This is a genomic window from Kitasatospora sp. NPDC034023 (genome assembly GCF_055575795.1).
This window is the reverse complement of record NZ_JBVIRY010000011.1, coordinates 16,546-29,668: the sequence shown is the minus strand read 5'-3', so window position 1 is coordinate 29,668 and position 13,123 is coordinate 16,546. Positions and strand designations below refer to the sequence as shown.

The window sequence follows — 13,123 nt, the reverse complement described above, 5'->3', positions numbered from 1 at the left end:
ACCGCCGCTGACGTGCCGTCATATCGACCGTCGCAGAAGCACCGCCATACCGGCCGTCGCAGACCCGACGCGCCGCCGCCTCCAGGGGGAGCGGCGGCGCGTCGCCGTACCGCGCGGTGCTTCGCCGCCCCCGGTGGTGGGTGATCCCGCTCGTTGACAGTGCGACCGCGGCGCGGATCTAATGGGGGCGTGCAGCGCGGCGCCGGCCACAGAGCAGTGGGCCGGCCGGTGGCCGAGCGAGCACCCTTCCGAAGGGACGACGCGCGATGAGCACTCTCTCCGCTTCCCTGATCTGACGCCACGCGGTCACCCGCGGTGTCCGCGTGCGCGATGCGCCACCCCTGACTGTCACCGCGTGTGGCCGCGACTCCCCTTTCTCCGGAGACCCCACCACACACACATGCCTATGTCTTTCCAACTGAATGTCATCAAGGAGTTCCGCGCCAACGGCGGGCGGGTCGGCGGCCCGTTCGAGGGCGGCGACCTGCTGTTGCTGACCACCACCGGCGCCCGGTCCGGGCGGCCGCACACCGTGCCGCTCGGGTACGTCCGGGCGGAGGGGCTGCTGCTGGTCGTCGCCTCGGCCGCCGGGGCGCCGGAACACCCACAGTGGTACCGCAACCTGCTGGTCCACCCGGTGGCCCGGGTCGAGCTCGGCACCGACACCTTCGACGTGATCGCCGTACCCGCCGAAGGCGCCCGCCGGGAACGGCTGTTCGCGGCCGTCGTCCGGAAGGCGCCGGGGTACGGCGACTACCAGGCGCACACCGAACGCGAGTTGCCGGTCGTCGTACTGGAACGGGAGCGGCCCGGGGCCGGACCCGGCGGCGAGGAGCCGGTGGTACGCACCCTCGCCGACAAGCTGCTGGAGGCGCACACCTGGCTGCGCGCACAGCTGCGCCACGTCCGGGAGGAGGCGCACACGCACGTCCCCGGCCGCCCGGCCGGGCTCGGGCTGCAGCTACGGCAGCACTGCCTGGCGTTCTGCGACGGGCTGACCCATCACCACACCGGCGAGGACGCCGCGATCTTCCCCGCGCTCGCGCGCAGCCACCCGGAGCTGGCCGACGTGCTCGCACGGCTCGACGAGCAGCACCGGGCGATCGGGCGGATCAAGGACGAACTGGTGGCGCTGCTGGCCGGGATCGAGGTCACCGAGCCGGAGCGGCTCCGCACCGAACTGGACCGGATGTCGGCCCAGCTGGAGGCGCACCTCGAGCACGAGGAGGCGGAGTTGTTGCCGGTCCTGTCCGGCATCCCCTTCCCGCCGACCGGGCCTTCGCCGACCGGGCCGGGGGCCTGACCCGCTCCGGTCGGGACCGCCCCGACCGGAGCCGTCCCGACCGGAGCCGTCTCGACCGGGGCTGCCCCTACCGGTAGCTGAAACGGCGTTGCCGCCGTCCCCTCCCCGTGCCTCGGGAGGGGGCGGCGGCAGCCGTGGTGCGACGGCCGCGGCGGTGTCGGAATCCGACCGGGTCCGTCAGGACTGCGAGAAGACCGGCAGGTAGCCACCGGCCTGGCCGGAGGCCTTCGGGTGGTAGCTCTCGTCGATCGGCAGGGTGGTGCTGTTCAGCCAGGTGGTCAGGCTGCCGCAGATCTCGTGCTCGGTGAAGATGCTGCGGACGTCGCCGAAGTTGAAGCCGGCGTTGGCGGCGCGCTTGGCGAGGACGCCGTCCAGGGTGTCGGCGGCACTGTTGATGGCGGCACGCTTGGTGTCGCCGATGCCGAAGACGCAGTCACCGCCCACCTTGTACATGTGCGGGTAGCCCATCACCACGACGTGGGCGTTCGGCGACTTGGACTTGATGGCGGAGTACACCTGGTCCAGCTGGGCGGGCAGGGTGTTGAGGGCGTAGTTCTTCGCCGTGCTGACGGCGCTGAGGCAGGCGCTGTCGGAGCCCAGGACACAAGTCTGCATGGTGTCGGCGAAGCCGGCGTCATTGCCGCCGACCGAGATGCTGACCAGCGTGGTGCCGGAGTCCAGGGCGGAGATCTGGTTGTTCAGGATGTCCCCGGTCCTCGCGCCCGAACAGGCGACGAACTTGAAGGAGGACGGCGAGTGCGCGTTCTTCCACAGGTACGCGTACGCGTTGGTGCTGCGCTTGCAGCTGCCACTGTCGCTCAGGTAGCTGCCGGCGCCGACACCGGCGGAGTACGAGTCGCCGAGGGCCACGTAGTTGGCACCGGCCGCGTTGGCGGACGAGGCAGCGAAGAGCGTCGTCATGGCGAGGCCTGCCGCTATCGCGGCGATGGACAGGGCACGGGCGGGGCGGGGGTGGATCATGACACCTCCAGGGTGGGGGGGTGGGGGCGTGGGGGCGTGGCGTGGGTCACAGAAGTGATACCAGGCGGTAGCCGAACCCGGAAGCGCTCATGCCAAAGATATTGACGGACCGTCTGATAGCAGAGAGGTGAACTGCCGCCCACAGCACGTGAGTTCACGCTGGTCAGCCCGGGTGCTTTTTGACGCGCGTAGCACTGCGCGCGTAGACCGGCAACTTGTGGATGTTCAGCGCGGGGTAAGCCTGGAGTCGACGTCCGACCATCGTTGAGTCAATTTCGACGCGGGTCAGCGGCCGGGGGGCAAGGGCGCGGCAGCGGGCGCGAGGGGACCGGGGCGGGTGCGACCCGGCGCGGGCGGGTGCCGGTGTGAACCACCTTCAGGACCGGACGCCGAAGCGCCGAGCGTCGACGCGCTCGATGTCGACGCGCTCGATGTCGAGACACCGAGCCTCGAGACACCAAGCCCCGAGACACCAAGCCCCGGGACACTGAACGTCAAGACAATGAGCGTCGCTCAGGCCCGGGACGGGCGGGTCGACTCCCGAACCGGGTCAGCCCCGCCCACCCGGGTGGCCGCCGCCCGGGTACGCGGCACCCGGGGAGACCGTGCAGCCCCCGACGGGCAGCTCCTCGATCGTCTCGTTCGCGGCTGCGGGCACGCCGAGCCGGCGGACGGCGGTGGCAACCGCCGCCCGCGCCTGGCGCAGCCCGGGCTCGCCCCAGCCCAGCAGCTCGACGGCGAGCCCGGGCGCGACCAGCAGCCGCCGGTAGTGCCGGCCCGAGGCCGGGTCGGCCGCGCTCGGCCCGACCGCCCGCAGCGCCGCCGCCATCCGGACCCGCGCGCACTCGTGCCCGCCGTTCGCCGAGCCGACCCGGTCGTAGAGGTAGCCGAGGTAGTACGGCCGACCGATCACCGCCTGCGCCTCCTCGGCGGCCTCCCGGGCCAGGGCGGCCGCCGGGTCCCCGGCGTCCTCCGGCTCCAGCGAGCCGCCGGGCAGCGAGCAGATCCCGTCCCTGGGGTTCACCAGAGTCAGCACCCGCCCGTCCGGGGCGAACAGCCACCCCCAGGACTGCTTGACCGGCAGCCCGTCCGGCACCTGCTCGCCCGGCCGCCACGGCCAGCCCGCCGTGGGGCGACGCCGCACCTTGCCGAGCAGCTCGGCGATCTCCGCGCTGTACTCGATCGGGCTCATGCTCTCGCCTCGCGGCGCTCGGCCGGGGCACCGCACGGCCCAGCGGAGACATCGGCGAACGAACCGGTGGAGACCTCGGCCGTGGTGTCCGCCTGCGCGCACCCCCCGGCACCGAGCTCGCTCCGCGCGCTCATGCGTCCCCCTCTCGCTGTCGGGCTCGCCGGACCGGCGGTGCGCGGAAGGGACCTGCAGGGCGCGGTACGGAGCGGAGCGGCCGGAGCGGCGGCGTGGGGTACCTCGCGCTCCTGCTGTTGATCTTCTCCGAATCTTCCCCGAACAGGCGGTCGATGAACAGTCCCCAGCGCCGCATGGTGGATGCGGAGGCGGTGACCGCCCTGATCACCCCAGCGGCCCACCCCCGCCCCGGGGGCCGGGGAACCCGGGCGGCGGGAAGCCCGGCGCCGGGACGCCGAGCGACGGGAACCCGGGCAACGGGAACCCGGGCCGCGGGTCCACGCCCGGCGGGAACGGCAGCCCGCGGGCGGCGTCGTCGGCGAGCTCGTCGAACACCTCATGCGCGGTCATCGGTCGCAGCCGCCCGCCGGCCAGCGCCCAACCGCGCACCGGCGGCCGGGCCGGGCCGTCGCCGCCGGGGGGACCCCCCGAGCCACCGGGCGGCGGGTCCGCCCGGCCGCTCAGCGACGGATCGCCGTGCAGCAGCAGCGCCCCCTCACCTCCGGAGGCCACACCCGCCGCGAGCGTGACGCAGAACGCCTCGGTGTCCCGCCCGGCGGGGTACAGCCGCCCCTGCTCCACGCAGACGTCCACCGCCGAGGTGAGCTCCTCACCGTCCTCGGGTCCGTGGCAGCGCAGCGTCAGCAGGTGACAGCCCTCCCCGGCGCCCTCGGCCAGCGCCAGGTACACCGACGTCACGTACCGCATCACCGCAGCCATCCGGCGCTGCCCGGCCTGGTCGTCGCCGACGGCGTCCAACAGGGCCGCGCAGGCCACGGACATCCGCACCCGCGCCCGGTGGTCGTCCATCAGCACCGGCAGCAGCTCGGCCAGCCGCTCCCCGGCGTAGACGAACGGCTCCCCGGCCAGCTCGGGATCGCCCGCGTAGGCGACCCGGGCCGCGGGCATCCGCGGATCGAGGCCGAGCACCTCGCAGTAGTCCTCGAAGTCGTTCGCGTCCAGGACCCGCAGGTGCACCTCCAGGCCCTGCCGGTACAGGGCCGTCAGCTGCTCCTCGGCCCGCCGCAGGTAGTCCTGGTGGCCGAGTCCGCCGAACAGCCCGTACCGCGCGAGCCCGGCGAAGTCCCCGGCCTCGACGGCCAGGGCCACCGCGACCGGCTGCGGCGGCGCACCCCGGGCCCGTTCGCTCCGCCGCGCCCGCGCACCACCTCCTCCCGCACGCCCGCCCGGCGGCCGTCCGCCCCCGGGCGGCACCGCCCCACCGGACCCACCGCCCGGCGCCCCACCGGCACCCCCCTGCTTCGACCCGGCCAGCACCAGCACCCGCCGGCGCCGCCCCGCGACACCCGCCACCTCGCGCACCAGCTCCCGCACAGCAGCCATGGCTCCTCCTGTTCCTCGATCCGTTCCTCGATCACCCGACACCCGACAGCGCCGGCCACCCCGAACGGCGGAGCTGCCGACGTCGAGGAACATACACAGAGCCACTGACAATCCACTCCGAGTAATCGAACAGCGCGCCTCGAAAGGAAGGGGCGCGGGAGAGGCGAGAGAGATCGTGTCGACTTGACCGACGATCCGATGGGGCGAAAGCACCCCGACCGACCCCCGGTACCCGTGAGACGCATGCCTCCACGGATCCGGGTGGGATTGTCAGTGGTGCGGGTTAGGGTCGGGGACCATGCGACTGCTGCATACCTCCGACTGGCATCTCGGGCGTTCGTTCCACCGGGAGAGCCTGCATGACGCCCAGCGGGCCTTCCTGGACCACCTGGTGGATGTGGTCCGGGCCGAGGGTGTGGACGCCGTGCTGGTCGCGGGGGACGTGTACGACCGGGCACTGCCGGGGCTGGAAGCGGTCTCGATGTTCGACGACGTGCTGCACCGGCTGGCGGATCTGGGCGTGCCGACGGTGTTCATCAGCGGCAACCACGACTCGGCCCGCCGGCTGGGGGTCGGCGCGGGACTGATCGGGAGGGCCGGGATCCACCTGCGGACGGATCCCGGCCAGTGCGCCACTCCCGTGCTGCTGGCGGACGAGCACGGGCCGGTGGCCGTGTACGGGCTGCCGTACCTGGAGCCGACGCTGGTGCGCGAGCGGTTCGGCCTGGCGAGGGGCGGGCACGCGGCGGTGCTCGGGGCCGCGATGGACGAGGTGCGGGCCGATCTGGCAGCGCGCCCGGCCGGGACCCGGGCGGTGGTGCTGGCGCACGCCTTCGTCACCGGCGGCGCACCGAGCGACAGCGAGCGGGACATCGCGGTCGGCGGCGTCGCCGCGGTGCCCGCCTCGGTGTTCGACGGGGTGCACTACGTCGCGCTCGGCCACCTGCACGGCTGCCAGACGCTCGCCCCGCACCTGCGCTACAGCGGCTCCCCGCTCGCCTACTCCTTCTCCGAGGCGAAGCAGCGCAAGAGCATGTGGCTGGTCGACCTCGCGGCCGACGGCTCGGTGACCGCCGAGCGCGTCCCCTGCCCCGAGCCGCGCCGCCTCGCCACCCTTCGCGACAGCCTGGAGGCGCTGCTCACCGACGAGGAGTACGCCGAGCACGAGCAGTCCTGGGTGCAGGCCACGCTCACCGACGCGGCCCGGCCGAGCGAGCCGATGGAGAAGCTGCGCCGCCGCTTCCCGCACACCCTGCAACTGCTCTTCGACCCCGAGGAGACCGAGGCCGAGTCCTCGTCCTCGTACGCGGCACGGGTGAGCGGCCGGGGCGACCTGGAGATCGCCGAGGGCTTCCTGCGGCACGTCCGTCCCGGAGCCGAGCCGGCGCCGGACGAGCTCGGCTGGCTGCGCGAGGGCTTCGAGCGCGTCCGGGAGACCACCGACCGGAAGGCGGACCTGCCCCGATGAGGCTGCACCGGCTCACCGTCACCGCCTTCGGCCCGTTCGCGGGCTCCGAGACGGTGGACTTCGACGCACTCGCCGCCGGCGGGCTGTTCCTGCTGCGCGGCGCGACGGGCGCGGGCAAGAGCAGCGTGCTGGACGCGGTCTGCTTCGCCCTGTACGGCGAGACGCCGGGCACCCGCCGAGCCAACCGGCTGCGCAGCGACCACGCCGACCCCAAGCGGCTGACCGAGGTCCGGCTGGAGCTGACCCTCGGCGGGCGGCGGCTGCAGATCACCCGCCTGCCGGAGCAGCGCCGGCCGAAGAAGGTCGGCACCGGCACCACCGTCGAGCGGGCGCAGACCCTGCTGCGCGAGTGGGTCGCCGACACGGGCGACGGCACGGCGGGCTGGCGGGGGCTCAGCAAGTCGCACCAGGAGGTCGGGGAGGAGATCCTCCGGCTGATCGGCATGAACCGGGAGCAGTTCTGCCAGGTGGTGCTGCTGCCGCAGGGCGACTTCGCCCGCTTCCTCAAGGCCGATTCGGAGGAGCGGGGCAAGCTGCTGCGGCGGCTGTTCGACACCGAGCGGTACCGGTTCGTCGAGGACTGGCTGGCCGAGCAGCGGCGCGCCCAGGAGGCCGAGGTCCAGGCCGGCCGGCGCCGGCTGCGCGACCTCGCCAGCAAGGCCGAGCAGGCGGCCGGTCCCGGCGCCGAGCCCGTCGAGGGCTGGGCCCCGGCCGAGGACGGTGACGCCGGGCCGACCTCCGGGGTGCTCGGCTGGGCGGCGATCCTGCGCGGCGGCGCGGCCGAGCAACTCGCCATCGCGGAGTCGGCGCTCGCGGGCGCCGGGGAGGCGCAGCGCGCGGCCCAGCGGCACCGAGAGGCCGCCGAGGAGCTGGCCGGGCGGCAGCGCCGACACCGGGAGGCGCTGGACCGGGCCGAGCGGCTGGCCGGGTTCGAGCCGGACGCGGCGCGGGACCGGCAGCGGCTGGCCGCCGCTCAGGAGGCCGTCGGGGTGGAGTCCGCGCTGCGGCTGCGGGAGAGCGCGGCCGAGGCGCTCCGGCGCGCCCAGGCGGCGGAGCGCCGGCACCGCGAGACGCTGGCCGCCGCCACCGGCGAGGGCGGCCGGCCGCTCGACGGGGCCGGCGCCGCCGAGCTGGCCGAGGCCGAGCTGCGGCTGCGGGCCGAGGTGGTCCGGCTGGAGGCGGCCCGGGCGGAGGAGCGGCACTGCGCCGAACTCGCCCGCGAACAGCGCTCCTTGACGGCGGAGCGAAGTGCCGCCGAGGCACTGGCGGAGGAGGCCGAGGACTGGCTGGCCGAGTTCGAGGGCGAACTGAACCGGCTGGAGGAGGAACACTCCGCGGCCCGGGCGGCAACCGCCAGGGTCGAGCAACTGGACGGGCAGCGCGCCGAGTCGGCCGCCCGCCTGGACGCGGCCCGGGAGCGCGACGGCCTGCGCACCGAGATCGCGGCGGCCGAACCGCGGGTCGCCGAGCTGCGCACCGCCGCACTGGACGCCCGCGAGCACAGCCTGGACCTGCGGGACCGGCGCCTGACGGGCATGGCCGCCGAACTGGCCGAACAGCTCCGCTCGGGCGAGGCCTGCCGGGTCTGCGGCTCGCCCGATCACCCGGCACCCGCCGAAGCGGCGCCCGGCAGCCGGGTCGGCGCCCAGGACGAGGAGCGGGCCCGCCGCGCCCAGGCCGACGCCGAACAGGCGTGGACGGCGGCCGACCAGACACTGACCGCCCTGCGGGTGCGCGAGGCCGCCGCCGCCGGGGCGGCCGGACCGGACGGTGCGGACGCGCTCGCGCGGGCCCTCGCCGCGTTGGAGCGCGAACACCGCGAGGCCCGGCACACGGCGGAGGCGCTCGGCCGCGTCGAGCAGGAGATCGCCCGGCTGTCCCGGGACCGCACCCGCCGTGGCGACGAGCTGCACGAGGCCAAGGAACGCGCCGCCGTCCTCACCGACCGGCTGCTGAAGCTCGACACCGAGCGGGAGGCGCTGACCGCCCGGGTGACAGCTGCCCGGGGTGAGGCGGCCTCGGTCGCCGACCGGGCCGCGGCCCTGACCCGGCTCACCGAACAGGTCGCCACCGCGGCGGCGGCGGCCCGGACCAGTGCGGAGGCGGCCGCCCGGCTCGACGAGGCCGAGGGCGAGCTGGGCAAGGCCGCCGCCGTGGCGGGCTTCCCGGACGCCGAGGCGGCACTGGCAGTGCTGCTGCCGCGCGAGGAGCGCGAGCGGCTGGAAGCCCGGCTGGAGCGGCACCGCGCGGAGACCGCCGCCGTCCGGCGTGAGCTCGACCTCCCGGAGCTGGCCGAGGCCGCGGCCCGTCCCCCGGTCGACCTGCCCGCCGCCGCAGCCGCCCTCCGCACCGCCACCGACCGGCTCGGAGAGGCACACGCCGCTCAGGCGGCGGCCCGCGAGCGGTGCGAGGCACTGGCCACGATCGGACGGCAGCTGGCCGGGCTCGCCGCCGAACTGGCTCCGGCGCTGGACCGGTACGGGCGGATCAACCGGCTCGCCACCCTGGCCGCCGGCACCTCCGCCGAGAACCGGCTGCGGATGCGCCTGGAGTCGTACGTCCTGGCGGCCCGGCTGGAGCAGGTCGCGGCGGCCGCCAGCGACCGGTTGGTCCGGATGTCCGGCGGCCGCTACACCCTGGTGCACAGCGACGACCGGGGCAACGGCACCAGGCGCTCGGGCCTGGCCCTGCGGGTGGTGGATGCCTGGACGGGCACCGAGCGGGACACCGCGACCCTCTCCGGCGGCGAGAGCTTCTTCGCCTCGCTCTCCCTCGCCCTGGGCCTGGCCGACGTGGTCACCGACGAGGCGGGCGGCATGCCGCTGGACACCCTGTTCATCGACGAGGGCTTCGGCACCCTCGACGTGCAGTCCCTGGAGGAGGTGATGGACGTCCTTGACGGCCTGCGCGAACGGGACCGGGCGGTCGGAATCGTCAGCCACGTCGCCGACCTGCGCAGCCGCATCCCGGCCCAGCTGATGGTCCGCAAGGGGCGGCGCGGCTCGACCCTGGCCCTGGCCGGGCGGGAGGACGCGTAACGCCGCCGACTCAACCGGGGACCGGCATCAGCCCGAGCAGGCGATCCGCTGCGCCTGCTGCCAGGCACACACCGGGCAGAGCGTGCTGCCCGGCTGATCGGCGGGCAGCTCGGTCGGCTCGCCGCACAGCACACAGTCGGCGCACGGCCCGGTCGCCGCCGGGTCGTGCCGCAGCGCCGCCTCGGCACCGCCCTCGGGGGCGAGCTCGCAGACCGCCGTGGACTCGTCCGTCACGCTGTCGCTCATGCCGCCTTCCTACTCCGCCACTCCGCCCCGCCGCAAGACGGCCCCGATCCCGGCCTCGCTTCCCTGCCGCTCCCGCGACCGGATTCCCTTACCGCTCCCACTCCCCCTCCCGCTCCCGCTCCCGCTCCCGCTCCCGCTCCCGCTCCCGCTCCCGCTCCCGACCGACTCGATCATGGCGGCGACGCCGTCCAGCAGCGGCTTCAGCCCGAAGGCGAACAACGCGTCCAGGTCGAGGTCGTAGCCGTTGCCGAGGCTGCCGGTCGTACGCGCGAACACGGGATGGCGTTCGCCGGTGACGATCGCGGTCAGGGCCGGACCCTGATGGTCCATCCACTGGTCCTCGGTGAGGCCGGTGGTGGCCTCGGCCTGGGCCTCCCGTTCCAGGTGGACGGCGATCCCCTGGACGTAGCTGTAGAGCAGGACGTGCAGGTCGAGCATGGTCGTGGCGTCGAGCCCGTGACCGTCGAGCGCGGTGAGCGCCCATTCGGCGTGGTCCAGCAGGGCGGGCAGCATCAGCGGGCGGGTGAGCGCGCCGACCTGGGCGAGCCATGGGTGGCGCCGGTAGATCCGCCACAGTGTGTGCGCGCCGATCTCGAGCCGCGCCCGCCACGCCGCCGGTGGTTCTGCCGGGTACGACTCCTCTCCGAACGCCGCGTCCGCCATCAGCAGCACCAGGTCGTCCTTGCTCGGGACGTAGCGGTAGGGGGACATCACGGCGACGCCGAGCCGGGCCGCGATGCTGCGCATGGAGAGCGCCGCGAGCCCTTCACGGTCGGCGATCTCCATCGCGGCCCGGACGATCCGCTCCGTGGTCAGCTCGACGGACGGCCCCGAGGCCGACGGTGCGGCGGACATCGACGCGGGCGCGGCGGCAACGGGTCCGGCGGGCACGGGAGCAGCGGGCCTGGACGCACCGGGCACGGGAGCAGCGGGCCCGGGCGCAGCAGGCCCGGGCGCAGCAGGCCCGGGCGCAGCAGGCCCGGGCGCAGCGGTGGCGGCCACCACGGTGCCCACCCTGGGCCGGGTCTCGACCAGCCCCTCCAGCCGCAGTGTGGTCAGCACCTTGGTGGCCGTGGCCAGCGCGACGTGCCACTCACGGGCGATCCGCCGCGTCGACGGCACCTGCTCGCCCGGCGCGAGCGCGCCGTCGGCGATCCGCCCCGCGATCTCGTCGGCGATGCGCCGGTACGGCGGGGTGGACTCGGATCCGGCGGTCATGCGGCCCACTCTCTCGTGTGACGCGGATCTCATTCCGCGACGGCCCGAACTGTACTAGTTCAGACGCTACCAGGAGCGCCGCTACGGATCGGCTCGCTGCACTAGATCAGAGGCGGTGGAACAGCACTTGGAAGGCCTACGCGTACGCCGTACATTCAACCCGCGTACAGCGTACGAGCCGACGCGCGACACCGCGCGCGGACGGACAGCGAGGAGCGACCAATGAAGACCGTGCTCATCTCCGGCAGTGGCATCGCCGGTACCGCGCTCGCCGCACTGCTGAGCCGCCGGGGCTTCGCCCCCACGGTGGTGGAGCGCGCTCCCGGGCCGCGCGGCGGCGGGCAGGCCGTGGACATCCGGGGTGTCGCGCTGGAGGTGGTCGAACGACTGGGCGTGCTGGAACAGGTCCGCGCCCGGCGCACCCGGATGCGGGGCATGTCCGTCCTGGACGGCGACGGCCGCGAGGTCCACCGCTCCACCGAGCACACGATCAGCAGCGGGCGGCTCGACAACGACGACCTCGAGCTGCTGCGAGACGACCTCGTCCGGATCCTGCACGAGCGTGCCACCGAGGAAGGGGCAAGCCGGTTCGTGTTCGGGGACAGCGTGACCGCGCTCGACCAGGACGAGGAAGGCGTCCGGGTCTCCTTCGAGCACGGCGAGCCGCGCCGGTACGACCTGGTCGTGGGCGCCGACGGACTGCACTCGGCCGTGCGCCGACTGGCCTTCGGGCCCGAGGAGCGCTTCGCCCGCCACCTCGGGATGCACCTGGCGATCTTCAGCGCGGACAACTTCCTCGACCTGGAGGACTGGCAGCTGTGGCTGCGCGACGGCGAGGCCGGGTACGGCGTCTACCCGGTACGCGACAACACCGAGCTGCGGATCACCTTCGGCTTCGCCGGTGAGCCGTTTCCGGAGGGCCGGCGCAGTCCGGAGGCGCAGCGGGCGGTCGTCGCCGAGCGGATGTCGGCGCTGCGCTGGGAGACCCCGAGGCTGCTGAAGGCGCTGGCCGAGGCGCCCGACCTCTACTGCGACACGATGACGCAGATCCGGATGGACCGCTGGTCGCACGGCCGGATCGCCCTGCTCGGGGACGCGGGCTACTGTGCCTCCCCACTGTCGGGCCAGGGCACCAGCCTCGCCCTGGTCGGCGCCCACGTCCTCGCCGGCGCACTCGCCCGATCCGCCGGCGACCACCGCACCGCCCTCGCCTCGTACGAGGAGCGGCTGCGCCCGTTCGTCGAACTCAATCAGGCTCTGGCGACGGAGAACCCGGGCGGACCGGCCGCCGAGGAATCGGTGGAGCGGGCCAAGAACGCGATCTCGCTGGACGACTGACCGAAGCGGACGGCGGAGGGGCACGGCGTTGAGGGAACAGATGACAGCAGACAGATGACAGCGAACAGATTTCAGAAAACGTTCGCTGATATCTGTTGACTGAAAGCTGTTCGCCGAACGCCGTCCGCCGCAGCCCGTTCGCAGCCCGCCCGTCCGCCATGGCCCGTCCGCCGGCAGTCGGTAGCCGTCGGCCCGCCGACCGGGCGGGCCTGGCCGACGGCTACCGTGACCGGCATGGCTACCGATCTCCACCAGCGCCTGCTCGCCGCCCGCGCCACCGCCCCGTCGTACGCCGAGGTGGGGGCCACCCGGGGCGGGCGGCTGCCGGACGGCTACGCACACCTGCGGCGGCGGGTGCACCTCGGGCACGGGCCGGAGGTACTGCAGCGGGCCGGGCGGTACGTCCTCGGCTGGGGCACCCAGTTGGGCACCGGCTTCGCGGTCCACCCCGGCGGGCCGGCCCGCGACGGGGACACGGTCCTGCTGCGGCTGAGCCTGCCGGGGAGTCGGTGGCCGCGTCTGGTGATCCCCTGCCGGGTGGTGTGGACCGTGGACGAGCCGGACCGGGTCGGGTTCGCGTACGGGACGCTCCCCGGGCACCCGGAGTGCGGCGAGGAGGCCTTCCTGGTGTCCATGGACGCCGACGGCGAGGTGTGGTTCGAGGTCACCGCGTTCTCCCGGCTCTCCGCCTGGTACGCGCGCCTCGGCCGCCCGGTCGCGCTGCTCTGCCAGCACCTGGCGATCGAGCGCTACCTCACGGCCGTGGCCGCGCACGTCGGCCGGTAGCCACCGGACATGGCAATCGGCCTGATGGGGGGCCG

The 13,123-nt window shown here is 74.4% G+C and carries 10 protein-coding genes; 5 read left to right on the top strand and 5 right to left on the bottom strand.

The window, feature by feature from the left end; genetic code table 11:
• The first annotated feature begins 400 nt into the window (after positions 1-400).
• A complete protein-coding gene (locus ACZ52R_RS16940; protein ID WP_465662272.1) occupies positions 401-1,303 on the top strand; it encodes a nitroreductase/quinone reductase family protein in 903 nt (300 codons plus the stop codon).
• A 177-nt stretch (positions 1,304-1,480) separates the two neighbouring features.
• On the opposite strand, the gene ACZ52R_RS16935 is transcribed toward ACZ52R_RS16940, so the two are convergent.
• The 3 genes from ACZ52R_RS16935 to ACZ52R_RS16925 form a co-directional block, all read right to left on the bottom strand.
• Positions 1,481-2,284, bottom strand: coding sequence for an SGNH/GDSL hydrolase family protein (locus tag ACZ52R_RS16935; protein ID WP_465619706.1), 804 nt, complete (start codon positions 2,282-2,284; stop codon positions 1,481-1,483).
• Between the two features lie 550 nt (positions 2,285-2,834).
• Positions 2,835-3,476 (bottom strand): hypothetical protein, encoded by a 642-nt coding sequence (locus tag ACZ52R_RS16930; protein ID WP_465662270.1) that lies wholly within the window; start codon positions 3,474-3,476, stop codon positions 2,835-2,837.
• Positions 3,477-3,815: 339 nt separating this feature from the next.
• Entirely contained in the window at positions 3,816-4,994 is a 1,179-nt protein-coding gene (locus tag ACZ52R_RS16925) for a hypothetical protein (protein WP_465662268.1), read from the bottom strand.
• 298 nt (positions 4,995-5,292) lie between these two features.
• Here ACZ52R_RS16925 and ACZ52R_RS16920 point away from each other — a divergent pair, with 298 nt between their 5' ends.
• On the top strand, positions 5,293-6,462 hold the full coding sequence (locus ACZ52R_RS16920) for an exonuclease SbcCD subunit D (protein ID WP_465619700.1): 1,170 nt from the start codon (positions 5,293-5,295) through the stop codon (positions 6,460-6,462).
• Positions 6,459-9,500: an AAA family ATPase gene (locus ACZ52R_RS16915; protein ID WP_465662267.1), complete on the top strand. Its 3,042-nt coding sequence runs from the start codon at positions 6,459-6,461 to the stop codon at positions 9,498-9,500. Before ACZ52R_RS16920 ends, ACZ52R_RS16915 begins: the two co-directional genes overlap by 4 nt.
• Positions 9,501-9,527: 27 nt before the next feature.
• On the opposite strand, the gene ACZ52R_RS16910 is transcribed toward ACZ52R_RS16915, so the two are convergent.
• Both ACZ52R_RS16910 and ACZ52R_RS16905 read right to left on the bottom strand, forming a co-directional pair.
• Positions 9,528-9,746, bottom strand: a complete 219-nt coding sequence (locus tag ACZ52R_RS16910) for a hypothetical protein (RefSeq protein WP_465662265.1) — start codon at positions 9,744-9,746, stop codon at positions 9,528-9,530.
• Between the two features lie 9 nt (positions 9,747-9,755).
• Positions 9,756-10,964, bottom strand: a complete 1,209-nt coding sequence (locus ACZ52R_RS16905) for a TetR/AcrR family transcriptional regulator C-terminal domain-containing protein (protein WP_465753665.1) — start codon at positions 10,962-10,964, stop codon at positions 9,756-9,758.
• A gap of 222 nt (positions 10,965-11,186) precedes the next feature.
• Here ACZ52R_RS16905 and ACZ52R_RS16900 point away from each other — a divergent pair, with 222 nt between their 5' ends.
• Positions 11,187-12,302 (top strand): FAD-dependent monooxygenase, encoded by a 1,116-nt coding sequence (locus tag ACZ52R_RS16900; protein WP_465662261.1) that lies wholly within the window; start codon positions 11,187-11,189, stop codon positions 12,300-12,302.
• Positions 12,303-12,536: 234 nt separating this feature from the next.
• Positions 12,537-13,088 carry a DUF1990 family protein gene (locus ACZ52R_RS16895; protein WP_360490083.1) on the top strand — a complete coding sequence of 184 codons (552 nt, stop codon included), beginning with the start codon at positions 12,537-12,539 and terminating at the stop codon, positions 13,086-13,088.
• The last annotated feature ends 35 nt before the right edge of the window (positions 13,089-13,123 follow it).